Source organism: Psychrobacter sp. CMS30, from assembly GCF_904846565.1.
Lineage (GTDB): Bacteria > Pseudomonadota > Gammaproteobacteria > Pseudomonadales > Moraxellaceae > Psychrobacter > Psychrobacter maritimus.
In genome coordinates this window covers 16,394-43,295 of record NZ_CAJHBF010000008.1, presented here as the reverse complement: position 1 = coordinate 43,295, position 26,902 = coordinate 16,394, and the positions used below count along the sequence as shown (strand labels likewise).

General features: G+C 44.6%; 23 protein-coding genes. 20 read left to right on the top strand and 3 right to left on the bottom strand.

The window, feature by feature from the left end; all coding sequences use genetic code 11:
- Positions 1–98 precede the first annotated feature (98 nt).
- The 9 genes from JMX94_RS05850 to JMX94_RS05810 all read left to right on the top strand — a co-directional run bounded on the left by JMX94_RS05850 (position 99) and on the right by JMX94_RS05810 (position 10,175).
- On the top strand, positions 99–782 hold the full coding sequence (locus tag JMX94_RS05850) for a response regulator (protein ID WP_201564077.1): 684 nt from the start codon (positions 99–101) through the stop codon (positions 780–782).
- A 412-nt stretch (positions 783–1,194) separates the two neighbouring features.
- Entirely contained in the window at positions 1,195–1,416 is a 222-nt protein-coding gene (locus JMX94_RS05845; RefSeq protein WP_201564076.1) for a hypothetical protein, read from the top strand.
- Between the two features lie 443 nt (positions 1,417–1,859).
- On the top strand, positions 1,860–4,046 hold the full coding sequence (locus JMX94_RS05840; protein WP_201564074.1) for an FAD-dependent oxidoreductase: 2,187 nt from the start codon (positions 1,860–1,862) through the stop codon (positions 4,044–4,046).
- A gap of 51 nt (positions 4,047–4,097) precedes the next feature.
- A complete protein-coding gene (locus JMX94_RS05835) occupies positions 4,098–5,411 on the top strand; it encodes an ABC transporter substrate-binding protein (protein ID WP_201564072.1) in 1,314 nt (437 codons plus the stop codon).
- Positions 5,408–7,168, top strand: a complete 1,761-nt coding sequence (locus tag JMX94_RS05830) for an ABC transporter permease (protein WP_201564070.1) — start codon at positions 5,408–5,410, stop codon at positions 7,166–7,168. Before JMX94_RS05835 ends, JMX94_RS05830 begins: the two co-directional genes overlap by 4 nt.
- A gap of 46 nt (positions 7,169–7,214) precedes the next feature.
- Positions 7,215–7,859, top strand: coding sequence for an ATP-binding cassette domain-containing protein (locus JMX94_RS05825; protein ID WP_201564068.1), 645 nt, complete (start codon positions 7,215–7,217; stop codon positions 7,857–7,859).
- A 50-nt stretch (positions 7,860–7,909) separates the two neighbouring features.
- Positions 7,910–8,578 (top strand): CDP-alcohol phosphatidyltransferase family protein, encoded by a 669-nt coding sequence (locus JMX94_RS05820; RefSeq protein WP_201564066.1) that lies wholly within the window; start codon positions 7,910–7,912, stop codon positions 8,576–8,578.
- Complete coding sequence (locus JMX94_RS05815; protein ID WP_201564064.1) at positions 8,571–9,377, top strand: sterol desaturase family protein; 807 nt, start codon at positions 8,571–8,573, stop codon at positions 9,375–9,377. Before JMX94_RS05820 ends, JMX94_RS05815 begins: the two co-directional genes overlap by 8 nt.
- A 243-nt stretch (positions 9,378–9,620) precedes the next feature.
- Positions 9,621–10,175, top strand: a complete 555-nt coding sequence (locus JMX94_RS05810; RefSeq protein WP_201564062.1) for a carboxymuconolactone decarboxylase family protein — start codon at positions 9,621–9,623, stop codon at positions 10,173–10,175.
- A 148-nt stretch (positions 10,176–10,323) separates the two neighbouring features.
- On the opposite strand, the gene JMX94_RS05805 is transcribed toward JMX94_RS05810, so the two are convergent.
- A complete protein-coding gene (locus JMX94_RS05805) occupies positions 10,324–10,923 on the bottom strand; it encodes a TetR/AcrR family transcriptional regulator (RefSeq protein ID WP_201564060.1) in 600 nt (199 codons plus the stop codon).
- Between the two features lie 210 nt (positions 10,924–11,133).
- Here JMX94_RS05805 and JMX94_RS05800 point away from each other — a divergent pair, with 210 nt between their 5' ends.
- Together JMX94_RS05800 and JMX94_RS05795 are read left to right on the top strand one after the other, a co-directional pair.
- Positions 11,134–11,832 carry a haloacid dehalogenase type II gene (locus JMX94_RS05800; RefSeq protein ID WP_201564058.1) on the top strand — a complete coding sequence of 233 codons (699 nt, stop codon included), beginning with the start codon at positions 11,134–11,136 and terminating at the stop codon, positions 11,830–11,832.
- A gap of 47 nt (positions 11,833–11,879) precedes the next feature.
- The gene (locus JMX94_RS05795) at positions 11,880–12,416 is read left to right on the top strand and encodes a peroxiredoxin-like family protein (RefSeq protein WP_201564056.1); all 537 of its coding nucleotides are present in this window, start codon (positions 11,880–11,882) and stop codon (positions 12,414–12,416) included.
- A gap of 246 nt (positions 12,417–12,662) precedes the next feature.
- On the opposite strand, the gene JMX94_RS05790 is transcribed toward JMX94_RS05795, so the two are convergent.
- Positions 12,663–14,027: a rhodanese-like domain-containing protein gene (locus tag JMX94_RS05790; protein ID WP_201564054.1), complete on the bottom strand. Its 1,365-nt coding sequence runs from the start codon at positions 14,025–14,027 to the stop codon at positions 12,663–12,665.
- Between the two features lie 502 nt (positions 14,028–14,529).
- Here JMX94_RS05790 and JMX94_RS05785 point away from each other — a divergent pair.
- The 5 genes from JMX94_RS05785 (at position 14,530) to JMX94_RS05765 (ending at position 19,884) form a co-directional block, all read left to right on the top strand.
- On the top strand, positions 14,530–15,144 hold the full coding sequence (locus JMX94_RS05785) for a YceI family protein (RefSeq protein ID WP_201564052.1): 615 nt from the start codon (positions 14,530–14,532) through the stop codon (positions 15,142–15,144).
- 84 nt (positions 15,145–15,228) lie between these two features.
- Positions 15,229–16,629: a cytochrome c gene (locus tag JMX94_RS05780; protein WP_201564050.1), complete on the top strand. Its 1,401-nt coding sequence runs from the start codon at positions 15,229–15,231 to the stop codon at positions 16,627–16,629.
- Between the two features lie 73 nt (positions 16,630–16,702).
- A complete protein-coding gene (locus JMX94_RS05775) occupies positions 16,703–18,364 on the top strand; it encodes a flavin monoamine oxidase family protein (RefSeq protein WP_201564048.1) in 1,662 nt (553 codons plus the stop codon).
- Between the two features lie 72 nt (positions 18,365–18,436).
- Entirely contained in the window at positions 18,437–19,108 is a 672-nt protein-coding gene (locus JMX94_RS05770) for a cytochrome c (RefSeq protein WP_201564046.1), read from the top strand.
- A 74-nt stretch (positions 19,109–19,182) separates the two neighbouring features.
- Positions 19,183–19,884, top strand: a complete 702-nt coding sequence (locus JMX94_RS05765; RefSeq protein ID WP_201564185.1) for a DUF1003 domain-containing protein — start codon at positions 19,183–19,185, stop codon at positions 19,882–19,884.
- A gap of 17 nt (positions 19,885–19,901) precedes the next feature.
- Here JMX94_RS05765 and JMX94_RS05760 read toward each other — a convergent pair whose 3' ends face one another.
- Positions 19,902–20,666, bottom strand: a complete 765-nt coding sequence (locus JMX94_RS05760; RefSeq protein ID WP_227673530.1) for a UTRA domain-containing protein — start codon at positions 20,664–20,666, stop codon at positions 19,902–19,904.
- Between the two features lie 277 nt (positions 20,667–20,943).
- Between JMX94_RS05760 and hutU the strand changes: the two genes are divergently transcribed.
- The 4 genes from hutU to hutI all read left to right on the top strand — a co-directional run bounded on the left by hutU (position 20,944) and on the right by hutI (position 26,870).
- Positions 20,944–22,677 carry a urocanate hydratase gene (hutU, locus tag JMX94_RS05755; RefSeq protein ID WP_201564042.1) on the top strand — a complete coding sequence of 578 codons (1,734 nt, stop codon included), beginning with the start codon at positions 20,944–20,946 and terminating at the stop codon, positions 22,675–22,677.
- Between the two features lie 55 nt (positions 22,678–22,732).
- Positions 22,733–24,295 carry a histidine ammonia-lyase gene (gene hutH, locus JMX94_RS05750; protein WP_201564040.1) on the top strand — a complete coding sequence of 521 codons (1,563 nt, stop codon included), beginning with the start codon at positions 22,733–22,735 and terminating at the stop codon, positions 24,293–24,295.
- A gap of 103 nt (positions 24,296–24,398) precedes the next feature.
- Complete coding sequence (locus tag JMX94_RS05745) at positions 24,399–25,535, top strand: formimidoylglutamase (protein ID WP_201564038.1); 1,137 nt, start codon at positions 24,399–24,401, stop codon at positions 25,533–25,535.
- 24 nt (positions 25,536–25,559) lie between these two features.
- A complete protein-coding gene (gene hutI / locus JMX94_RS05740; RefSeq protein ID WP_227673529.1) occupies positions 25,560–26,870 on the top strand; it encodes an imidazolonepropionase in 1,311 nt (436 codons plus the stop codon).
- Positions 26,871–26,902: the final 32 nt, after the last annotated feature.

Below are 26,902 nucleotides of genomic sequence, written 5' to 3'. Positions count from 1 at the left end.
ATAAGTTTTTTCAACATTATTAGAAACTTGGGCGCAGTTATTACTTCATTATTTCATTACTGCCTCAAGCTTCCCCTATAAGTAGCAAATACCCTACCATGAAAACCATCTTAATCATTGAAGACGAAGCCCATATTGCCCGCTTTATCAAATCAGCGATGGAGCAAGAAGGCTATCAAGTCTACGCTGCCGATAGCTCGCAACGCGGGTTAATTGAAGCCGCCTCTCGCCGTCCAGACTTATTGATATTAGACCTAGGTCTCCCAGATGCGGATGGTTGCGATGTCATCTCAGACATTAGAGCGTGGTCATCGCTGCCCATTTTAGTACTGTCGGCGCGCAGTGACGAGCAAGATAAAATCAAAGCTTTAAATTTAGGTGCCGATGATTATTTGGTAAAACCCTTTAGCATGGGCGAGCTAATCGCTAGGGTCAACGCCCAGATGCGCCGCTGGCAAGCCGGTTATGAGGCACCGGTTGTCTTAGAATTGGGCAATGTCACTATTGATTTGGCACAACGCCAAGTCAAGAAAAACGGTGAAGACATTCATTTAACCCCGATTGAATATCGCTTACTGACCGTACTCATTAAAAACGCCGAAAAGGTCATGACGCATCAGCAACTGCTAAACGAAGTCTGGGGAAAAGGCCACAACCACCAAGAGCATTATGTACGCATATTTATGTCAAATTTACGTCAAAAACTAGAGGACAACCCTTCTAGACCTAGTTATTTCTTCACTGAAATTGGTGTTGGTTATAAGCTGCATATTCCCAAATAGCTATCACTATTAAATAGTTATATTATTGAAATTTCCATTAATTAATGATTTATAAATAACAGTGATCCTTATTTACAGCGTCAATCACTGCTTAAAAATTGCTGTTATAGATATTGCCCTACGTCTCGCATCGGGCTAAGCCCTGTTTCTGTTTACGTCTCATCATTTAATATCGCTGCGGTTTCCTCGACCTACCTCAACTTTTAGGGATTTAGGGGTATTGGTTATATGAAATAGGTGCATTTTACAGTGTTGTATATTCCAATTTGTGGATTGACAGGTTTAATCACAGATGTGTACACTTGTATACCTAAAATCATGTACAGTTGATTCACTTTTAACTGTGTAATTAGCCTCCTAATGCTGTAATTGGAAAATACTCCTTAATCCTTTTGAAGATAAGAGATGCACGATGCGTGATGACACGGAACTGTCAGTTTATGAGCTAGGGCTAATTAAAAACTCTCTGAGAGAACGATTAGTCACAATCGAAGAGTTTAGAACTGATCTTGTGACCGAAGATGAAGAAGAAGAAATGAACAAGCGCGTGGATGCTTTCGGACTGGAATTAAAGACCATTAGCGACAAAGTTGAAGTAATCATTTTAAATAAGTTGGATGCAGCTAGCCAATAACCTACCTAGTAGTAAACATACCGCTTTGGCTATTTGCCATACTAATTTTTATGCTGCGGCGCTGCGTTAGCCTACTAACACAGCCATATCTAACGCTCACATGCTATTAGCATCATAAAAACATCATAATAATTTGAACAATCGCTCAAAAAACATTACAATTCATAAATACAATATTTAGTGGATTTCTTACGCTTTTAATAGAGCAATCACTCAAAACATAGCAAATTTTGGACTCAGGATTAACCTTTCTAAGCTTAAAAAAGCCGCCAGTCATTCTCAACAATATGGTGTCTATCTATATAACTAAAAAGTAACATATAACCACCCGTAATGAAAAAGTAGATTATAGTAAGACTAATGACATCTATAGATGCTTATAAACAATACTTTTTAAATTCTATCCCTTGCACCCTTTGCCCCACTATTTAGCCGGACATTTCATGATTAAAAGAATATTTTTAATACTGTTAATATTGATATTAGCGGCAAGCTTTTTTTATTTTGACCTAAATCAATTATTGACGCTTGACGGCTTAAAAGGGTCGATGGCGCAATTTAATGACTACAAAGCTCAATCACCGCTGTTGATTATTGGTGGGTTCTTTTTGCTTTATGTCGTCGTCACCGCCCTATCCTTACCGGGTGCAGCTATTTTAACCTTAGCAGCTGGGGCGTTATTTGGCTTATGGCAAGGGTTACTGGTCGCATCCTTTGCCTCCAGTATTGGCGCGACACTCGCCTTTTTAACCTCCCGTTATTTACTGCGCGATTCCATCAAACAGCGCTTTCCTGAACGCTTAGCAGCCATTGATGCTGGCGTTGAAAAAGAAGGCGGGTTTTACTTATTCACCCTGCGCTTGGTGCCGATATTTCCCTTTTTTTTGATTAATTTACTCATGGGCGTCACCGCAATTAAGGCGAGGACATTCTACTGGGTAAGCCAAGTTGGTATGCTTGCAGGCACCTTTGTATTCGTTAATGCCGGTACGCAACTGGCGCAAATTGACAGCTTGTCAGGGATTTTATCGTTTAATTTAATTGTCTCATTTGCGTTGTTAGGTTTCTTCCCATTAATAGCAAAAGGGATATTAAATATGCTAAAAAAGCGCCGCGTCTATAAAAACTATAGCAAACCTAAAAAATTCGACCGTAATATGATTGTGATTGGCGCTGGTGCCGGTGGTTTAGTGACCAGCTATATCGCAGCGACCGTCCGAGCAAAAGTGACATTAATCGAAGCGGGCGAAATGGGTGGCGACTGCTTAAACTATGGCTGTGTACCTAGTAAAGCTTTGATTAAAAGCGCGAAAGTCGCTGAACAAATGCGCCATGCTGAGCGTTATGGTTTAGACAATACGCCACCAGAGTTTTCATTCAAAAATGTCATGAGCCGTATCCATAAAGTCATCGCTGATATTGCGCCAAATGACAGCGTCGAGCGTTATACGGACTTGGGTGTCGAAGTGTTAAAAGGCTACGCTAAATTTATCGACCCATGGACGGTAGAGATTGCGCTAAACGATGGCGGCACGCAAACACTAACCGCACGCTCCATCGTTATCGCGACTGGCGCGCGTCCATTTGTACCAGACTTGCCCGGTTTGGAAGAAACCGGCTATGTGACCAGCGACACCATATGGAATAAGTTTACCGAATTAGAAGAAGCACCGAAAAAACTGGTCGTACTTGGCGGCGGGCCAATCGGCTCTGAGCTGGCGCAAGCCTTTGCACGTTTAGGCTCCAATGTGACCCAGATTGAGAGAGGCGCGCGTCTCATGAAAAAAGAAGACGTGGAAGTCTCTGAATTTGCACAGAAAGTACTCGTCGAGAGTGGCGTAAATGTCTTAACCTCGCATCAAGCAATTCGCTGTGAAGCTCGCGATGGTAAAAAGTTTATTATCGTTGAACCGCAAGGCGATAGTACAGTTAAAAAAAGCGGTACAGATAAGCAAGAAATCGCTATTGAATATGACGAATTGCTTTGTGCCGTTGGACGCAGTGCGCGCTTAGAAGGCTATGGCTTAGAAACATTAGGGATTGAAACGGAGCGTACCATCGAGACCGATGACTATCTAGAAACGCTCTACCCCAATATATACGCCGCAGGTGATGTCGTCGGCCCTTATCAATTTACCCATGTGGCCTCCCATCAGGCATGGTACGCTGCCGTGAACGGTTTATTTGGACATCTAAAGAAATTTAAAGTAGATTACCGCGTCATTCCATGGACAACTTTTATTGATCCAGAAGTCGCACGCGTTGGCTTAAATGAGCAAGAAGCTATCGAAAAAGGCATCGACTTTGAGATTACCCGCTACGACTTTAAAGATTTAGATCGTGCGGTGACAGAAAGCGCCAACGATGGCTTTATCAAAGTAATTACCCCTAAAGGTAAAGATAAAATACTCGGCGTGACCATCGTCGCTGAGCATGCTGGAGACATCATGCCGGAATTTATACTAGCGATGAAACATGGCTTAGGGCTAAATAAAATACTTGGCACTATCCATATGTATCCAACGTGGGCGGAGGGTAATAAATACGCGGCTGGTGAATGGAAACGCAATCATGCACCTGAAAAAGTATTAAACTGGCTTGAGAAATATCATACATGGCGTCGAGGCTAGTTGAATTCTTATCAACTGCGCTAAAAATATATCATCATAACGGAAACTTAAATGTACGTTATTAAATCTTTACCAGCTTTGGTAATGTTAAAAAATCTAAGCCGCTATAGCGCCTATGCTATGGCGCTTAGCGTTTGTACAGTTATTTCTTCAAGCATCTCTGCCAGCACCGCTTCCTCCGTTGCCAGTGCAGCAGAACCCTCACATTGGCAGCAGATAGAAGCCCAAGGTAGCAATCAAGACGTCTATTTCTATGCATGGGGCGGTGACCCGCAGATAAATGCCTATTTACAGTGGGCGGCTAAGCAAGTCGATGACAAATATAATATTAATATGGTTCATGTCAAATTGAGCGATACCAGTGAAGCCGTTAGTCGCGTACTCGCGGAAAAGTCTGCCAACAATAATGATGAAGGCAGCGTTGATCTCATCTGGATAAATGGCGCAAACTTTGCCACCATGAGTGAGAACTCATTATTGCTGAAACAATGGGCGAATAAGCTGCCTAACTTTGCCTTGACCGACCCAAACAACAACCCTACCGTTAACTTTGATTTTGGTGTGCCAACCAATGGTATGGAAGCGCCATGGGGACAAGCCTCACTAACCTTTTATTACGACAGTTTATCAACTGGCAAGCCACCAACCACTTTAAATGAGCTAGTCCATTGGACGGCGCAAAACCCCGGGCGTTTTAGTTACCCAAAGCCGCCTGACTTTTTAGGAATGAGCTTTTTAAAATACGCTTTAGTCATGCTGCACGAACAACAGGATGCTAAAACAGGCGAAAATATCAAAGCACAGCTCAACCTGCTAGCCACTGAGCAAAATACAGATATGATATTAGCCCCTTTATGGACGTTTCTCGATGATTTGCATCCAACTCTATGGCGTAAGGGTGAGCAATTTGTGCAAACGGGCGCGCACATGCGGCGTTTGGTCGATGATACCGAGCTGAGTTTGGCCTTTACTTTTTCTGCACCTGAAGTGCCAGCTGCCGTGCAGCGGTATGATTTACCCCAGAGTATTCGTAGCTACGCAATGAGTGATGGCAGCTTAAGTAACACCCATTTTGTGGCCATTCCTTATAACGCCAGCCATCCGCAAGCGGCGCAGTTAGTCGCAAATTTCTTGATGAGCCCAGAAGCACAGGCCAAAAAACAAACGCCTTCTATATGGGGTGATAAAACCGTACTCGTCCAATCGACGCTTGACCCTGAGCAACAAGCGCTATTCAAGACTAACAAACCCCATCCGAGCGCCCTACCGGTTGACGCGATAAAACGTACCGTAAATGAACCACATCCGAGCTGGGTTGATGCCATTATGCAAGGCTGGCAGGCGCGTTATGGGGTCAGCCCATGAGTGAAAATTTTAACGATAAAAAGGATGATGCAAATACTCAAACGACAGCGGTCTATCAAACAGACCTATTTACACGCATTGTATCTCTGAGTCCGAAACTTTTACTGCTACTGCTGATATTACCGGTGCTCGGTGGTTTGCTCAGCGTGCTGTTGCCTGCCTTTAGCTGGGTGCCTGCACTTGAGCAAACGACCATTAGTCTACAAGGCTTTAACGATCTTTGGCAGACGCCGGGTCTTATCCAAATGGTAGCGTTAAGCATCGCTACTGGATTAATCAGCACGCTACTCGCTTTTGTCATGACCTTAATGATATTGGCGGCATTTTTTAATAGCGTTTGGCTGACCCGTATTGAGCGTTTGCTGAGTCCAATCTTAGTCATTCCTCATGCAGCGGCAGCCATCGCGGTTGGTTTTTTAATTGCGCCTTCTGGTATGTTTTCACGCCTTATCTCACCGTGGCTAAGCGGTTGGGAATTGGCTCCAGGCGGTATCTTTCCGCATGACCCCTACGGTATCAGTATCATTTTGGGTTTGACGTTAAAAGAGCTGCCGTTTCTATTACTCATGGCATTAGGCGCTTTGGCACAACCTGAGCTTGGTAAAAAGCTGCGTCAGCAGTATAAAGTTGCGCTAAATCTCGGCTATTATCCCATTACTGCCTTTTTTAAAGCCGTCCTCCCAATCCTCTATCCTTTTTTACGTTTGCCTGTCTTAGCCGTGCTTGCCTACGCCAGTGCCAGCGTAGAGATGCCATTGATACTCGGTCCAAACACGCCGCCAACGCTCGCGGTTACTATCATGCAATGGTTTAATGATGTTGATTTGAACTTACGTATAAAAGCCTCGGCGGGCGCGTTATTACAGCTGGCGTTAACGAGTGGTTTAGTCGCCTTGTGGCTTGGTAGCGAGAGAGCGATAAAAGCTCGCTTTAATGGCACATTGATAAATGGCAAGCGCAACTATGCCGATGCATTATGGCAAAAAATTACCGCAGCGTTGAGCACTGTAGTAATTGGCTTTATTTTGCTGGCGCTCGTTGGTCTGGTCATGTGGTCAGTAGCTGGTTTTTGGCGCTTTCCCGCCCTATTGCCAGAGCAATTGGTGTTATTACATTTTCAAAGTGCCTTTACGCAAATGGGTACGCCATTATTTAATACTCTTGCTATCGGTATCGTGAGTACCCTATTTGCCATTGTGCTGACTTTATTACGTCTAGAAGCTGAACAACTAAGTAAAAAACCACTTTCAACATTTACCAGTTTTATTATCTATTTGCCGCTGTTAGTACCCAGTATTGCCTTTTTATTTGGTTTGGTGTGGCTACAGCAACTGGTGAATAACCAAACGGCGTTTTTTAATGTGGCGTTTACCCATCTGCTTTTTGTGCTGCCTTATGTATTTTTATCGCTTGCCAGTAGCTATCGGCGTCTAGACCCGCGTTTTGCTCATGTAGCCGCGAGCCTTGGGGCGACCCCAGCAAAAGTATTTTTGCAGGTGAAATTACCACAGCTGTTTGCACCAATTTTGATTGCCATTGCCCTTGGTCTAGCCATTAGCTTTGGTCAATACTTGCCAACATTATTAGCAAGCGGCGGACGTATCGCCACCATCACTACAGAAGCTGTGACTCTCGCAAATGGTGCCAGTAGGCGCACCAGTGCGGTGTATGCCATCATCCAAATGGCGTTACCGTTAATTGGCTTTATATTGGCGTGGGTATTGCCGAAGTGTTTCTTTAAAAGTAGCACTCGTTAGAAATAATATCTATCAACTTATTGTAAAAGTAACTAAATGGTCCTTGATGCAATCCTCTTTACAGATAAAAGACTTACAGTTATATCGACAAGGCACGCTACTCCTCAGCCTAGATGAGCAGTTTTCTGGTGGTGAAATATTGACTGTCATGGGCCCATCTGGTAGTGGCAAATCAAGCTTATTGAACTGGCTAACAGGTACTTTACCAAACGGTTTTACCGCTACTGGTGAGGTCTGGTTAAATGATAAAAATGTAAGTAGCTTACCTACGCACCTGCGCCATATTGGGGTACTGTATCAAGATGCCCTACTGTTTTCGCATTTATCAGTAGCGGGTAATATTGCTTTTGCGATGCCTAGAAGTAATAAGACGGGAGATAGAAAACAGCGTAGTGAAAAAATAGAACAGGCGCTTGCACAAGTTGGTTTAGCAGGCATGGGAAATCGCCATCCTGACAATTTATCGGGCGGGCAACAAGCACGAGTGGCGCTACTGCGCACCTTGCTCAGCGAGCCAAAAGCGATACTGCTCGATGAGCCTTTTAGCAAGCTCGATACCCAGCTAAGAGTAGATACGCGGCAATTGGTATTTGAGCAAATTCGCACTCATAAGCTCCCTGCCATAATGGTCACGCACGATCATAGCGATGCTGAGGCTGCAAAGGGTAAAGTTATTCATTTAGAGCTGTAGTTCTAGAACTCTAATCTGAAACACCAAAGCGATATATAAAAGGCAAGCGCATGCTAGACAAATTTCTCACGCCCATGATTAAGCCGATACTAGCCCCTGTGGTAATTGTATTGCACAAACACGGTATTACGGCTAATCAACTCACGGTGACGGGCTTTTTAATCGGTATGTTAGCCTTACCATTACTTGCGTTTGAGCTTTGGTATGGCGCACTGGCAGCGATTGCGTTAAATCGTATTTTTGACGGTCTTGATGGCGCGCTAGCTCGCCATGCACAGCAAAGCTCAAGCGCAGGCGGCTACTTAGATATTACACTCAACTTTTTATTTTATGCAGCAGTCCCGCTGGGTTTTATCTTGGCAAATCCTGCACAAAACGCCATTGCTGGCGCTTTATTACTTGCTACCTTTATCGGCACAGGCTCTAGCTTTTTAGCGTTTGCCATCGCTGCGGAAAAGTTTAAACTGGATAAACCACAGTTTAAATATAAAAGCTTTTATTATTTGAACGGTTTGACGGAAGGCACCGAAACCATTGCGCTGTTTGTCGCCTTTTGCCTTTGGCCGCAGCACTTTGTACTACTCGCAGGTATTTTTGCCACTGCCTGTGCGATTACGATTTTTACCCGTATCCATGGTGGCTATCATACCCTTAAACAGCTAGAGGCGAATGTCAGTAGCTCAGCTGGTTTAAACCCTCAAGAGGTAAGCAATGACTAACGAAGTATGGTGGCGGCTTGGGTTCTTTTTGAGCATTTTAGTGATTATGATGCTGATTGAATGGCGCATGCCTGCACGTAAAGCGCCGATCAAAAGCAGCAAACGCTGGTTCGCTAACTTTGGCTTGGTGTTTGCGTCATCCGTTATTGCTCGTCTAGCCGTGCCTGTCGGTCTAACGGCTGTGGCGCTTTATAATCAGCAGCATGGGATTGGTCTATTCAATATTATCGATTTGCCAAGCATTGTTGTCATCATATTAAGCTTAATATTGCTCGACATCATCATTTACTGGCAGCACCGATTATTCCACCGCGTGCCTATTCTGTGGCGTTTGCATAAAGTCCATCACGCTGATGCGCATGTTGATGCCAGTACAGGGCTTAGGTTTCATCCTATTGAAATTATTTTAAGCATTTTAGTGAAGCTTATTGCCGTCAGCTTGTTGGGTGTCCCTGCCATTGCGGTACTGATTTTTGAGATTGCGCTAAATGGCTTAGCGATGTTTAACCACGCCAATATTCGTTTGCCGCCCGCAATTGAAAAGCCTACGCGCTTAATATTAATGACGCAGATTTTGCACCGTATCCACCACAGCCAACGCGTTAGTGAAACCAATTCAAACTATGGTTTTAGCGTCATTTGGTGGGATTGGATTTTTGGTAGTTATAAAAGTGAAGCAAAAAAGCCTGATAACGAGCTAGATATTGGGCTAAAAGAATATCCCTCACCTAAACAGAATGCTTCGCTTTGGGGATTGCTCGTAATGCCGTTTAAAGGCCATTCATTTAAACGCAAATAAAGTTTTGCCTTCATCTACTCATCTTTGAATGTAAATCAAACTTACAAATAAATGAGCATTCATTCAATTATAATTTGAGCGTTTGCTCAAAATGATTTATAGTGGTCGCAGTTGTTGAGCTACCCCAGAAAATACTATCTATCGAATTGAGCGTTCACTCAAATATATATGGTTTATTTTCTAATACCTCACTTCATATGATTACTACAACCATTCATTAATTACGATTAGAAGGACTTTTATATGACTGAATTTACCCTACACGACAAAAACACCGCTCCAGCAGAAAGCAAAGACTTGCTCGATGTTTCTATCAAAGCGTTTGGCATGGTACCTAATCTACATGCCGTCATGGCTGAAGCGCCTGGCTTGCTCGAAGGCTACCAACAGCTACATCAGTTGTTTTTAGACAGCAGTTTCGATGATGAAGAAGTCACGGTCGTCTGGCAAACCATCAACGTCGAGCATGAGTGCCATTACTGCGTCCCTGCCCATACAGGCATCGCCAAAAGCATGAAAGTAGATGACGCAGTCACCGAAGCCTTGCGCAACGAGACACCTCTACCAACTGCCAAACTAGAAGCATTACGCGACTTTACGCTATCGGTCGTTCGTGATCGTGGTAATGTGAATGATGATGCAGTGCAAGCGTTCTTGGATGCAGGCTTTACTAAACGTCATATTTTAGAAGTGGTACTTGCAGCGGCGCAAAAAGTGATGAGCAACTACACCAACCATTTGGCCAACACGCCAATCGACAAGCCTTTCCAAAAGTTTGAATGGCATAAAGTAAGCTAGTAAAAGATTGGTTAAAGGATAGCTAAGCTAAAGATTTAGGTTAGTCTTAGGATTTGGCTTTGGCTCTTTAATAGCATTTGCGGCTGTATGGTAATCATCATACAGCCCTTTTATTAGGATAAAGAATTATACCTTGGTTTGTTTTGGCTTAGCCATCAATACGTAGCGCTTCTATAGACAATGCCATATCTTCAGCCAATGCATGTACTGCAGCGCTATCGACATCACGCTGGGCAAAGGCGCGTAGACCCATGACTTCAGCCTGCAAGCGCCGCCCTAGTCTAGTCGCATCCAGCGTACTATCCAGCTCACCAAGTTGTTGCGCGGCACTAAAGCAATCGATAAAGCGCGTCTCCATACCTGCCAGCAGCATTTCAACTTTTTTTAGCGCTGCTTGTTCACGAGCGCCAAGCTCGAGCAAGCTTTTGACCAACATACAGGCCTGACTTGGCAGCTCCTTGTCCCGTATGCCGCCGAGCTGACGCACATAAGCGGCCAATCCAAGCAAAGGCGATTCGTGATGGCTTAATATACGCTCAAGCTCCGTCAGACCCAATCGAGCATAATAATCCAATGCTTCTTGAAACAGCCCATCTTTACTGCCAAATGCAGCATAAATACTACCTGGACGCATATCGAGCGCCTCTTCAATATCTTTTAAAGATGTGGCATGAAAGCCTTTTTGCCAAAAAAGCTTTAGCGCTCGCTCTAACGCTTCCTGACGGTTATACAGTGCGGTACGTGACATAATATATTCCCATGTTTAAAAACCATGACCTCAAATGATGAAATAAGCACGGCTGTACTATTTGAGTAATTACTCAATTTTATCTTGAATGATTACTCAAGTCCAGTTAAAGTAAATTGAACCAATTCTACAATCTTACCCGCAGTCAGAACCATACACCCCTAACTATAAAGCTGCGGACAGCATCTATCACGATATATAGGAGCCTTTATGCCCTCTAGTCCATCACCCTCAGTCATCGTATTCGATGTTAATGAGACGCTGCTCGATATCGATAGCCTCGCGCCTTTACTTGCTCGACTATTTGGTGACGATAGAATATTAAGGGAATGGTTTGCCCAATTGGTGCTTTATTCGCAAACCATGACATTGTCAAATCTTTACACTCCTTTTGGCGAGCTTGGCGTTGGTGCATTACAGATGACAGCCGATATACATAGCGTTACGCTGACAGATAGCGATATTAATGAGTTTAAGCAGCGTATGAATGAGATGCCAGCGCATCCTGATGCTGCACCAGCTTTAACCAAACTACGTGACGCAGGGCTTAGGCTAGTAACCTTGACCAATTCAGCCACTAGGGCCTCGCCTACGCCACTTGAACAGGCAGGATTAAGTGAGTTTTTTGAGCAGTCTTTTAGCGTTGAGACAGTAGAAAAATTCAAGCCTGCACCTGAAACTTATCAGATGGTGGCTAAGGCGTTATCTGTAGAGATGGCAGACCTCTGCCTCGTTGCCTGTCATCTTTGGGATACGATTGGCGCACAAGCGGCGGGCTGTCAGGGAGCCTTTGTCACGCGACCTTATAACGCCTTACTGCCCGCCGCCAAAGTACCAACGCCGGACTTTATAGCCTCAGACCTTATTACCCTTGCTGAAAAAATTATTGCTAAAAGTCAAACTTCGTAAAAGACTTATGCCAAGCCCATTAATATAAAACGTCAAAGGATAGCACCATGCAATCAGATAATAGCCAAAAACTTCGCGCCGGCACTCCATTTCCTGACATACAGGTACAAATGCTAGATGGTGAGATAAAATCGTTAGGCAAGCCTGAAAATGGTCACGATTGGAAATTGGTAGTTGTTTACCGCGGTAAGCATTGTCCCATTTGTACTAAGTACCTCAATCAGTTAGAGACGATAAAAAGCGCATTTTTTGATACTGGTGTCGATATCATTGCCATATCAGGAGATAGTAAACAGCAGTTAGAGGAGCATTTGGAAAAACTAACTATCAGCTTTCCGATAGCTTATGGTTTGACGATTGAGCAGATGCAGACGCTAGGTCTGTACATCTCTGACCCACGCTCAGAGAAGGAAACCGATCATCCCTTTGCCGAGCCTGGGGTGTTCGTGATTAATGCTAAAGGGGCAATTCAAATCATAGATATCTCGAACGCGCCGTTTGTCCGACCTGAGCTTGAAGCCCTTGCAAACGGCTTGTCTTTTATTCGAGAAAACGATTATCCTATTCGTGGCACACATGAGTGATGATAGGCGTAAAAACTTAGCGAACGCTACTAATTCGCTATGCTACTGGTGCAATTCCGATAATACTCAGTAGTGATAGCGTCTTGAGTATTGAGTATTGAGTATTAAGTATTAAGTATTAAGTATTAAGTATTAAGTATTAAGTATTAAGTATTAAGTATTAAGTATTAAGTATTAAGTATTAAAAGTAACGCATAAGAATAAATTTAATGTCAATTGTTTGACTTTGCAAAAGCAAGCATGATATCAATCATGCCCTGCTTTCCATGCACCCATAGAGCCGAGATAAATATCAATATTATCGAACCCTCGGCTTGCTAGCCAACCAGCAGCTACCGTCGCCCGCGCGCCGCTGGCACACATTAAAGTATAGTGATGATTTTTATCAAGTTCGCGCCAGCGCTCGTTCAGTTGACCGACATAAATATGCTGTGACCCTTCAATCGCTGTGGCAGCGCGCTCGTCGGCGTCGCGGACATCAAGCAGTGTCCAAGTGTTGTCCTCTTTGCCTTTATTATTCATCAAACGTGCTTCAACCTCAGCGGTATCTATCATAGGGGTTCGTTGCATCTCCTGACCCTGAGCCGCTGCCGGTACTACACCAACATAACCACCCATAATGTTATCAAAGGCGATTCTTACCAGATGCACCATTGCCGTGGCAAGCTGCTCCTCATCTGAGGCAATCAGCACCATACTTTCCCCTTCACGAATGAACCAACCCGCAAAAGCAGATATCATGCCCACAGGCAAACTCATTGACCGCGGAAAATGACCAGCAGCATACGCCATCGGCTCGCGAATATCGATCAGATGGTCAGCCGTGCAGCTTTGAAGTTGCTTTAGCGACAGATGACGCGGGCGCATCACCGGCGGTGGCGCATCACCACCTTCCATGTTGAGCCGCTCCATCAGCCTAAAATACGGCGGCTGATAATGGTTTTCACTGACTTTAAATCGAATAAAGGCCTCACGATCCGTCATCTGTAAACGTGGGTTATTCACTCTCTCGTGGCCAACAGTAGAAAACTCGCGTTCTGCCATGCCAGAGCCGCACACAGATCCCGCACCATGAGCGGGATATATAATCGCCTGATCCCCCAGCGCCAGTATTTTTTGTAGTGAATCATACAGCAGACCCGCGACTTCCTCGCGCCGTTCAGGATAAAAGTCAGTTCGACCAACATCTCCCACAAATAAAGCATCACCTGTAAAAACACCCACCGCCTTGTCTGGATAAGCAGTATCGAATAGCGCGTAGGCAAGGTGATCATCGGTATGGCCGGGCGTTTCTAGCACTTGGATTTTAAGCTGACCAATGGTGAAGCAATCACCATCACGTACTGTTTGAGCATAGACTATGGGCTGTTCAGGATTAGGCCCATGCAATACGGTCGCCCCTGTCATGTTTGCTAAAATGGGGGCGCCAGAAACCAAATCTTCATTGCGATGGGTTTCAAATATATGGGTAATTTCAAGACCTGCTGCGCGAGCTTTCTCCACATAAATCGCGCAATCACGACGTGGATCTATCACCGCCGCTTGCCCGCCTGATCCCACTAAATAAGACAGATGAGCAAGACCAGGTATTTTTATTTTTTCGAGCAGCATAGCTGTCTCCTTGTTTGAGGTAGACCAGTATCCAACCGCAGATTGCATTTGATTTTGCGCAAACAAATTACTTTAAATAAACAATTCAAAATAAAGCGGTTTTTATTGGAAAACCTCAAATACGATAAATGATTAGCTGTTTTTAAAACTAGCACGAATAATTGTCATATATCAATATACAACAACACATATTAACAATTCGCCTTTCATAATTGCTCTTTCGTATCTAGAGCCAAGGCTAACGACTTGCGGAAATTTAGAATTATTACGGTATTCTCAGCGAAGACACTTCAATCAAAAATGGCGTCTTTAACGCTTTCTTATATTTTTATAGCATTCTCATTAAACTATCTTAACGCTTTCTTAATAACATCAAGCCTATACTCTTATTTAAGTGCCAACTCCTAACCATCTCCTACACTAGGCTGGCTAAAAGCATCGATTACGCTCGTCATTTATGGATGAATACTTACGGCTAAATACTATAAAAAGGAAGCTGGCGATGAGCACTATATTAAGGAATAAAAAATTAGAGATTAAAAAAAGCCGCTACTTACCGATGTTCTTAATATTATTAATTATGGTGAACACCATAGGTGGTAGTTATGCGGCCAGTTATATCATTAATCCGAATAACACAAATGTAAGCTTTGCTATCGAACGTTTTAAAAGTCCTGCTATGACCGGCGGCTTCTATCAGGTCAAAGGACAATTGCAATACGATGCAATTTTAAAAGCAGGTGATATCTCATTAATTATACCTATTAACTCTTTGGATACGGGCAGTAAGATTTTTAACAAAAATTTAAAAGGGGTCGATTTTTTCGATATAGAGCGCTTTCCCTCTGCTCACTTTCAATCCACCAGCTGGCACTTTAATAAAAGTAAGGTGACGCGTGTCGATGGCAATTTAACCTTACATGGTGTGACCCATCCTATCAGTCTCACCGCCAATGCATTCGACTGTTATCTAAGCGCTACTGCCAAAAATGAGGTTTGTATTGGGGCGTTTTCCACCACGATAGACCGAACCAATTGGAATATAAATAAATATTCATGGTTTGGTCTCAGCAAAAATCTTGATTTAAACGTTGAGGTTGAAGCGATGAAACAGTAGCTATTACGGGCAAATAGTTTTATTTTAGTAAGAGCAATCAAGGATGATTGACAGGCATTATTTGCTTAGTGTTATAAGGATATTATGAAGCCACTTTCTATCACGATGTCAGCATTGGCATTTAGCTTGATTCTTAGCGCGACCTACAGCCCTGATTCGAGCGCTGCTATGGCTAAAGATATAGACCCTTCTATAACTGACTTGCCTGCTAGAATTAGCTTGCCTAATGTCAGCCCTAGTAACAGCGATTTAGCCAATCGCGGCGCTTATGTGGCGCGAACTGCTGACTGTATGGCGTGCCACCGCGAGGATTACAGCGGCGGCGTGGTCATCGAAACGCCTATCGGCGATATTTATTCGACCAATATCACGCCGTCCAAGCGCTATGGCATTGGCAACTATACCGAAGCTGACCTTAAGAAAGCACTACGCAAAGGTCGCTCTCCTAACCATCATCTGTATCCCGCTATGCCCTATCCGTCTTATCACGGCATGAGCGATGCTGATATCAGTGCCTTATTTGCTTATTTTCAGACTGTTCCTATCGTCGACAAACCGCCTGAAAAAACAACTCATCTACCTTTCCCTTTAAACATTCGCAGCTTCATGCTGGTATGGAATCTTATCAATGTGCCCGCTACCGAGAATCGCGACGATCTTACGCCAATTCAGCAGCGCGGCGAGTATCTGGTTAATAACCTAGAGCACTGCGGTACCTGCCATACGCCGCGCAATCTCACTCAAGGTCTTGATAACGCTCGCTATCTCTCTGGTGCGCCACTCGGTAAATGGTTCGCGCCTAACATCACCCCTGATAATGAGACTGGCATAGGGCGTTGGAGTGAGCGCGACATCGTCATCTATTTGCGTACTGGCAAGCTTGATAAACGGGCTTATGCAGGTGGTCCTATGGCAGAAGCGGTTGCTCATAGTACGCGTTATCTTACAGATGCAGATTTGAGTGCAATAGCCAATTATCTAAAAGTCGTACCCGCTATTAAGACGGATGATTATTTGATACCCGTCAACGTTGCAAAGCTGCCAAATCCTATCAGCCCTTCTATTACTTATAACTTACTTGAGCAAAAAGACTATCTGGCCGAGGCAAAAGCCAATGCGACCCTTGCTCCTAGTAGCGTAAGCACCAGCTCTATTAATAGTAGCGATTCGCCAAAATCCTTATATCTCACTCACTGCGCTAGCTGTCATGGCGTTGACGGTTATGCGCAGCCTGATGCCCGTTATGCATCCATCGTTGGCTTAAGTAGCATTCGCCGTGCTAAGCCTGACGCGCTTATTGGCGTGATTTCTTTTGGCGCAAAAGGTGCTTTTAATACGGCGCCCAAAATGCCCGGTTTTAAGAAAGACTTAAGTCATGCACAGATTGCCAGTATTGCCAATTACGTACGCGTCAATTTCGGCGGTTTACCTAGTAGCGAAGTCACTGCTGCAGAGGTTAAACGTGTGATCAAAGAGAAACGCTAAACCTATAGAAACCTAAACCTCCCGACTTTCTCATTGCGTTACTACTTATGATAAGCCCGATAAGGATGATTAAATGAAAGACTTGCTGTCCTCCCCGACACGGCGACAACTGCTCGCCATGATAGGTAAAACCGCTGGCGCAACCGCTATGTATCAAGCGATGACTGCATTAGGTTTCGCCTCCGAGTCGAGCTTTAAACAAGAGATAGAACTGAAAGGCGCACCTGCTGGCGCTAGCATCGTTATCCTTGGTGCAGGATTGGGCGGGCTTACAGCAGCTTACGAGTTACGTAAAGCAGGTTATAAAGTGACGGTACTTGAATACCAAAATCGTGGTGGCGGACGCAGCTGGACATTAAATAGCGGCGATAAATATACTGAGCTTGGCGGCGAAGAAGTCACTTGCGACTTTAAAAAAGGCAATTACTTCAACGGTGGACCTTGGCGATTGCCCGTGCATCACTATGCGGTGTTTCATTATTGCAAAAAGTTTAATGTCGCCCTGCAACCATTTATTCAAACCAATGACCGTGCGTATTTACATCGTACCAATCATTTTAATGGTGCGCCGCAGCGCTTGGGTGAAGTGCAAAGCGATATTCGCGGCTATGTGTCTGAGCTATTATCCAAAGCCGTCAATAAAGGCCGCCTAGATGATACCGTTACTCAAGAGGATAAAGAAAAACTATTAGAAGGTCTTAAAGGTTGGGGTGTGCTGGATAATAATTATCGTTATGTCAAAAGCGCCGAGACCAGTAAACATCGCGGCTATAGCGTTTATCCCGGTGGCGGGCTTATGCCTACTGCCAAGCCTTCAACTCCGATACCGATGGGCAAGTTATTAAATTCAGGCATGTGGGCGGATCTCTACGCCAATTATACCGTTTACGTGCATCAACCCGCGATGTTCCAGCCTGTCGGTGGTATGGGGAAAATTGGCGATGCTTTCACCCGCGTGTGTCGCGATATGATTACGTTTAATGCCAAAGTTACTAAGATCCATCAAGATGAAAGCGGCGTTACCGTTGATTATGTCGATACAGCTAACGCTAAAAGCAGTAATTCTAATAGCAGTAATTCTAATAGCAGTAATTCTAATAGCAGTAATTCTGAAGGTAGCGCTAAAAGCATTCGCGCCGATTGGTGTATTTGCACGATTCCGCTGTCAGTATTGACGCAAATTGATATCAATGTCTCAGAGCCGATGAAGCAAGCGATGGCGGCTGTTCCTTACGATAGCTCCTTTAAAGTCGGGCTTGAGTTTAAACGGCGCTTTTGGGAGGAGGACGAATGGATTTATGGCGGCATCACTTATACTGATCTGCCGATTACCCAAATCTCTTATCCTTCCCAAGATTTATTTACCTCAGGGTCGGGCGTGTTACTTGGCGCTTATGGCTTTGGCGAAGCGTCTTATAAGTTTAACTCCTTAACGCCAAAAGAGCGCATCAACGCGGCATTAGAATATGGCAAACGCATCCATCCGCAATATACCAAAGAGTTTCGCTCGGGTACTTCAGTCGCTTGGCATCGTATCCCTTGGTCACTGGGCTGCTATGGGCTTTGGAGTGAGTCAAGCCGCGAGCAATATTACGATACGTTATGTGCCATCGACCACCGAATTGTATTAGCAGGCGAACACTGCTCGCACATTCCTGCTTGGCAAGAAGGCGCCATACTCTCGGGTCTAGATGCCGCCAAACGCTTACATCAAATAGCCAAAAAACTAGGCTAGTTTAATAAACAACTTTTAAAATCATTGGTTAGCAGACAGTATTTAGTCAGTATAAAATTAAGGTAAGCAGGCATGATAATAGTAAAATCAAAGCATTTAAACTTATATAAGTCATCTCACTTGCCAGTTATATTAATAATAAGTGGCACGGCTTTTATATCAGGCTGTAGTCAACATACTAAAACCAATGCTCCTACCATTGCTAGCCTGCAAGCAACGGCGATGGTCTTTGATGACAGTTTTAACAATCAGGCCAGCCGTAATAATGGCGCTTGGGGCGCGGTTTATATGTCCAAAGAAGAACTTACTCGCCCGCCCATGAATATTGTCGATGTCAGCTCGATAGCAAAGATGAGTGATGATACAAATTTGCAAAAGTGGCAGACCAAATTTGAAGGCAGCGGACAAGGTAAGACGGGGTTTTTTAGTAATGATGGCAAAAAACTTTACGACGACTCTTGCGCAGGCTGTCATATGTCTAAAGGCGAAGGCGCACAAGGAGCGGGTTACTATCCGCCACTCGCGAACAACAGCAAGATGCAGTCTAAATACTACATTATTAGCGTCGTCATCAATGGCTTGCGCGGTATGCCCTCATTTCATAGCATGATGAATGATGAGCAAATTGCAGCGGTCACTCAATATGTACATAGTGATTTAAATGGTTTTACAGATAAAGTGACTGCTGCCAATGTCGCGCAGCTGCGTCATGACTTCCCGCCGGGTGCAGACCCTAGTGAATAATTTTATTATAAAAAATGGTTTTATTGTAAAAACAGCTTCATTAAAGGAATATAGCGATGAAAGGGAATATGGCGATGAATAAAAAAAGTGGCGTTTATCACTGTATTGTCTGCGGACAAAATTATCCTATAAAAGCCCTTACCCCTATAGGCACCATACGACAGGCAATTACAGAAGGGATTTTACATGATTTCCCTGAATGCTTACCTACAGATTATATTTGCCAAACAGATTTAAGTAAGTATCGAATGCAGTATGTGCACTCATCGCTAACGTCTGAAAAAGGCGAGGTGACCGTTCTTGAATCTGAACTAATTAAAAGCATGCAACAGCATGAACTCATCACCAAAAATATTGATAAGACTCTAGAGCAAAAATGGACTTTCGGTGAACGATTGGCAGATAAAATTGCAACCTTTGGTGGTAGTTGGTCATTTCTCATCTGTTTTGCTATTTTTCTAGCCATTTGGATCATCGTCAATACTGTGGTGATGGTCGCCCGTCCTGCTGATCCCTACCCGTTCATTCTATTGAATTTAATATTATCCTGTATCGCTGCCATTCAAGCACCTGTGATTATGATGAGCCAAAACAGGCAAGAAACCAAAGACCGGTTACGTTCAGAAAATGACTATCAAATTAACTTAAAAGCTGAGCTTGAAATCCAACACTTGCATGAAAAATTGGATCATCTGTTAATGCATCAATGGGATAGACTCGCTGAGATACAAGAAATACAACTCGACTTATTATCTGAAATGAGCAAAAAGCAATAGGACAACCTCAATAAAAGCTATAACTCTCCCGAGAATTGATAACGATCGCCTGCATGCCACATCTTCACAAAGGTCAATACTTGACCAGCCGAATAAGTCTGACGACACAATACTAACGTCGGTGACTGAGGGGCAATCTGTAGTGCATCAGCAATCTCATCGGGCGCTGCTAAGGCTCGAATGGTGTAGCTACCACGCTCAAGCGGACTCTTAGCAATCAGATAATCACTGGTATTTACCACACTAAAATCTTGCTCAATAAATTCTGGTACTTTTGTCGCATCGACCCAGCGCTCTTCAAACTGTATCGGCTGACCATCCGCAAAGTGGATGATTTTTACTTCATATAAAATCGCTGCTTCAGCGCTATTAGTAGTGCTATCAGTTTCATTTGCATTAGAAGAAAAGACTGCTTCATCAATGTCAAACTTACGGCGCATCTCATCGTCTAACATGCTCGCAGTAATAGCGCGTTTGCTTGGCACTTGTGCCTGATAATCGCGATTGGCTGATTTTAAATCTTGAGCGATATTACGTACTTCTACAAAGGTATGATTAAACTGCTGCTGTGCAACAAATGTCCCCGACCCTTGCCGACGCTCTAATACTCGCTCCTCGCTTAGTTCTTTTAGGGCGCGGTTTACTGTCATTCGCGATACCCCAAACTCTTCTGCCAGCGCCATTTCGGTGGAGATAGCTGCGCCCGCCTGCCATTTTCCAGAATGAATATTATCTAAGATTGCGTTTTTAATCCGCTGATAGGCTGGAACTGTTTTTGTCATATCACGCTTCACCTTTGTCATGCTTATATTCAACCGTCAACTTTACTTATGCAACTACGAAAGTGCCAACATAATATCATGACAATTATCCTAATCACCATGAGAGCAGCCAATCGAATAAAGCAGTGTTATAAATAATTTAGCTACTGATAAAAAAAATGCTTGCATGAAAAAATTATCTTTGATAATTTGTATATACAAATTAATAATACCACCAAATAATGCTGCCAACAAACGGCAACTAGCAAACTGTATAAACAATCACAAGGATTTGAGCATGACTACCGATAATGGATTGAGCAGAAACGCCACAAGCAACAATAATAAATTCACCCGCCGTGATGAGAGTCGCAATATCGCTGCACCTACTGGCAGTACATTAAACTGCAAAAGTTGGCTGACCGAAGCGCCTTATCGCATGCTGCAGAACAACCTACACCCTGATGTGGCTGAAAACCCAAAAAGCTTAGTCGTGTATGGCGGTATCGGACGCGCAGCCCGTAACTGGGAAAGCTATGATCAAATCCTCGCGTCACTCAAAGAATTAGAAGACGATGAGACACTATTAGTGCAATCAGGCAAACCGGTTGGTGTCTTTCAAACTCATGAAAATGCGCCGCGCGTATTAATTGCCAACTCCAATCTTGTCCCGCGTTGGGCAACGTGGGAGCATTTCAACGAGCTAGATCGCAAAGACTTATTTATGTACGGCCAGATGACCGCTGGTAGCTGGATATATATCGGCACCCAAGGCATCGTCCAAGGTACTTATGAGACTTTTGTAGAAGCAGGTCGCCAGCATTATGACGGCAGCTGGGCAGGACGTTGGATTTTGACCGCAGGTCTTGGTGGTATGGGCGGCGCACAGCCATTAGCCGCGACTTTTGCTGGTGCGACCTCTCTAAACATTGAGTGCCAGCAATCTAGTATTGATTTCCGTTTGCGTACGGGTTACGTCGATAAACAAGCAGACGATCTTGACCATGCTTATGAGCTGATTAAGCAGCATACCGCCGCGGGTGAAGCGGTCTCAATCGCGCTACTTGGTAATGCCGCAGATATCTTGCCTGAGATGGTCAAGCGCGCTAACGCAGGCGAGATAAAACCTGACTTGGTCACTGATCAAACTTCTGCTCATGATTTGATCAATGGCTATCTACCAAGTGGTTGGACAGTTGAAGAATGGAAAGCCGCTCAAGAAAATCCAGACCAACATGCCGCCTTAACCAAAGCTGCCGCAGCGTCTTGTGCCGTACACGTACAGGCGATGCTGGACTTGCAAGCAATGGACATTCCAACGACTGATTATGGTAATAACATTCGCCAAGTTGCGTTTGATCAAGGAGTTAAAGATGCTTTTAATTTCCCAGGTTTTGTCCCTGCCTATATTCGTCCGCTGTTTTGCCAAGGTAAAGGGCCATTCCGCTGGGTCGCATTATCAGGCGATCCAGAAGATATCTACAAAACCGATCAAAAAATTAAAGAGCTGTTCCCTGAAAACAAACATATTCATCGCTGGTTAGACATGGCGAGAGAACGCATTCAATTTCAAGGCTTGCCAGCACGTATCTGCTGGTTAGGCTTAGGTGAGCGTGATAAAGCAGGTCTTGCTTTTAATGAGATGGTCAAAAACGGTGAATTAAAAGGTCCTATCGTTATCGGTCGTGACCATTTGGATACTGGCTCTGTTGCCAGTCCAAACCGCGAAACAGAAAACATGAAAGATGGCTCAGATGCGGTATCTGACTGGGCACTATTAAACGGCATGCTCAATGTCGCAGGCGGCGCCACTTGGGTGTCATTGCACCATGGCGGCGGTGTTGGCATGGGTTACTCGCAGCACTCTGGCATGGTCATCGTCGCTGACGGCACAGATGCCGCTGCTAAGCGCTTGGCGCGAGTACTGGTCAATGATTGCGGCTCAGGAGTGATGCGTCATGCGGATGCAGGTTATAAGCTGGCCATCAAAACAGCAAAAGACTATGGCTTAAATCTACCGATGATTAAATAGAACAAACCACTTTTACACTATAAAAATAAATAATTATATAACTAGGATAACTCGCATGACCACTATCAAAAAACTAACCCTACACCCACGCCAATTAAGCTTCGAGATGTTGCGCGATATTTATGAGCAACCTGTCATATTGACACTACCTGAAAGCGCTTATGAAGCGATAGATGCCTCACACGAAGATGTACGTACCATCATTGCGCGTGATAAAAGCGCTTATGGCATCAATACCGGTTTTGGCCTGTTAGCAAAAACCCGTATCAGTGATGATCAGCTTGAGCTACTCCAGCGTAACCTTATCGTTTCTCACTCAGTGGGTACGGGTGAAGCGCTACCAGACAATGTAGTTCGGCTAATTATGGTGATGAAAGTTGCCAGTTTAGCGCAAGGCGTTTCTGGCGTTCGCCGCGTCGTGGTCGATAGCCTACTCGGTTTGATTAACAATCAAATTACGCCAAACATTCCGGCTAAAGGCTCCGTTGGCGCGTCTGGTGACTTAGCACCTTTATCGCATATGACGCTGGCCATGATGGGCGAAGGCGATGTCTATGTTGGCGGCAAAAAAGTACCTGCTGCCGATGCGTTAGCGCAGCATGGTCTTGAGCCCATTACCCTAGCGGCTAAAGAAGGGTTGGCATTAATTAACGGTACGCAAGTCTCAACGGCATTGGCATTGCGTGGTTATTTTTTAGCACGGGACTTACTTGAGACAGCCACCATCGTCGGCTCCATGTCTATCGATGCCGCCAAAGGCTCGGATGCCCCATTTGACGCACGCATTCATGAAGTACGTGGTCATCATGGCCAAATTGAAATAGCTAAAGCGCATCGCCAGCTGATTAAAGGCAGTGCAATCCGCGCCTCCCATGATGGCGAGCAAGACGATAGAGTACAAGACCCTTATTGCTTGCGTTGCCAGCCACAAGTCATGGGCGCTTGCCTTGATATTATTAACCAAGCGGGAAAAACCTTATTAATTGAATCTAATGCGGTGACTGATAACCCACTTATCTTCACTAATGATGATGGCCCTGTTGCTATCTCGGGTGGTAATTTCCATGCCGAGCCAGTTGCCTTTGCTGCAGACATTTTAGCCTTGGCAATTGCTGAGATTGGTTCTATGTCTGAACGCCGTGTGGCTTTATTGATTGATGCAACCTTGTCAGGCGGCTTACCGCCATTCTTAGTTAATAATGCTGGGGTGAACTCAGGCTTTATGATTGCTCATGTGACGGCAGCGGCTCTGGCTTCAGAAAACAAGTCTATCGCCCATCCAGGCAGTGTCGATAGCATTCCAACCTCTGCCAACCAAGAAGATCATGTATCGATGGCAACTTATTGTGCACGACGCCTATATGAGATGGCGCAAAATACCGCCACCATTATCGGCATTGAGCTCTTGGCTGCTGGTCAAGGTATCGACTTCCATCGTGGACTAAATACCTCAGAGCCGTTACAGACAGCGCATCAGAAACTACGCGAGCAAGTCACTTTTTATGATAAAGATCGCTACCTAGCGCCTGATATTGAAGCAGCAAAACAACTGGTATTAGATGGCACGCTCACCGAATATTGGCAATCACTGCGTAGCGATTGGTATGATTCTAAATAGGAAAGTTTTATATATTTAAAATCTACTCTCAATTATCTAATTTTATTGACATAGGCCATACTAAATTGAGAGTCAGGTTTTATATTATGAAAGGAGGTCAACAATGACAATAGCCGTTAGCCACACTGCAGCTGATATGAGTCGGTGGACAGGACGTGCAGAGCCGTTTGAGTCTGCGCGCGCCCGCTACTGGTATCAAATAGCCCAGCCTTATGCCTTTGATAGCACCAGTCAGCAGAACGGCCAGCGTATTGGACTGGTCGGGTTCGCTTGTGACCAAGGTGTCAGACGTAATCAGGGACGCGTGGGTGCACGAGCTGCGCCTCCATTGATTCGTCAGGCATTTGCTGCGCTACCAGTCATCGCTGAGTTACAACAACGCTATGAGGGTCAACTGCCAACCTTATTGGGTGATGCTGGTGATATCCATTGTCATGATAATGATGACTTTGCCGAGCGTACCCTTGAGCAAGCCCAAGTAAAGTATGCCGATAAGATAAGTCATATTATTAAGCAAGGCGGTTTACCTATCGGGCTTGGTGGTGGTCATGCCATCGCTTATGGCAGTTTTTTAGGATTATGGCAGGCGCTGTCATCAGAAACCGATCAGCCTACTAATGACGTTAGCAATATCGAAAGGAATGTTAAAAATGATGTCAAAAATAATGTTGAAAGCCATGTTAAAAGCCATGCGAGAACAATGCCTAGCATCGGGGTGATTAACTTTGATGCGCATTTGGACATTCGCCAATCTGATGTGGCAACGTCTGGTACGCCATTTCGCCAAATAGCCGAGCACCTTGATGAACAGGATCAGCCATTCCACTATTGCTGTATCGGCGTCAGTCGGTTTTCAAATACTGCCGCTCTCTTTGACCGTGCTGAGCAGTTAGGCGTACACATTATCAGTGACGAAGATTGCACCAATAAGAAATGGAAAAGAATTGCTGCTCAAATAGAGGATTTTATCAACGAAGTTGATGTGGTCTACTTAACTATTGATATGGATTGCTTGCCATCGAGCGTCGTTCCTGGTGTCAGTGCGCCCGCCGCCTATGGTATCGAGCTCAGTTTCGTTGAGCGCGCGGTCAAACGTATCATGGCATCAGGCAAAGTAAAGATGGCTGATATTGCCGAGATTAACCCGACCTTTGATGTTGATGGACGCAGCTGTAAAGTTGCCGCTCGCCTCTTGGCGACTATTATCGAGCAGCATTTACTTACCACCGAAACGCACTAGCTTCAAAATAAGCAGGAGCACATCATGACTAACACAACAAATCCTACAGACCAAATGCATATAAATGATTCCACTCTGACGTCGTTTGACCACCTCATTATCAATGCCAATCTCGCAACCTTTTCAGCGCAATACGGGTTTGATATTTATAATGACAACCAAGAAAAAAGCACCCCTTATGGTCAGTTAGAAAACGCCGCTATCGGTATCAAAGACGGCAAAATTGCATGGGTTGGTACGCATGAGCAAATAAAGCCGCATCTTACTCATTATAAAAGCGATCAAATCAAAGACGTTAATAGCAACTGGGTCACGCCTGGACTCATCGATTGTCATACCCATATCGTTTATGGCGGTAACCGCAGCAACGAGTTCGAAGCGCGATTGCAAGGTGCCAGTTATCAAGATATCGCGGCACAAGGTGGCGGCATTGTCTCAACCGTTAGCGCCACCCGCGCAGCGAATGAGGAAGAATTGTTTGCGCAAAGTGAAAAACGTCTGCTCGCGCTCATCAAAGAAGGCGTGACTAGTGTCGAAATCAAATCTGGCTATGGACTGGACCTAGAAACTGAACGCAAAATGCTAAAAGTCGCCCGCGCACTCGGTGACAAACACAACATTCATGTCAGCACCACTTATTTGGCCGCCCATGCTCTACCGCCAGAATATAAAGACAATGCCGATGCATATATCGAGCAAGTTTGCCAGTGGTTGCCAATCCTGCATAGCGAGGGCTTGGTCGATGCGGTCGATGGCTTCTGCGAAAACATCGCCTTTACTGCTGAGCAGATTAAGCGCGTCTTTGAAGTCGCTCGTTCATTAGACTTGCCAGTTAAGTTGCATTCCGAGCAGTTATCAAATATAGGCGCCAGTGCTTTGGTAGCAGCATACCAAGGGCTATCAAGCGACCATCTTGAGCACTTAGTAGAAGACGATATTAAAAAAATGGCTGCAAGCAACACGGTGGCGGTGCTATTGCCGGGTGCTTTTTATACGCTACGTGATACTAAGTTGCCACCGATAGAAGCATTGCGCAAACATCAAGTTCCGATTGCCGTTTCAACAGATTGCAACCCCGGTACTTCGCCACTCACCTCGCTGTTATTAGCAATGAATATGGGCTGTACACTATTTCATCTCACTACTGAAGAAGTATTGGCAGGGGCAACTGTTCATGCGGCACAAGCGTTAGGTCTAGCCAAAAAAGGCAAAATAGAAGTGGGTTACGATGCTGATTTGGCATTATGGGATATCGCCCGCCCTGCTGACCTTGCTTATCAAATGGGGCTAAACCCTATTGCAGGTATTATGGTTCAAGGTCAGTGGCATACCTAAGCAAAGTAACAACTGAACGCATAATATATTCT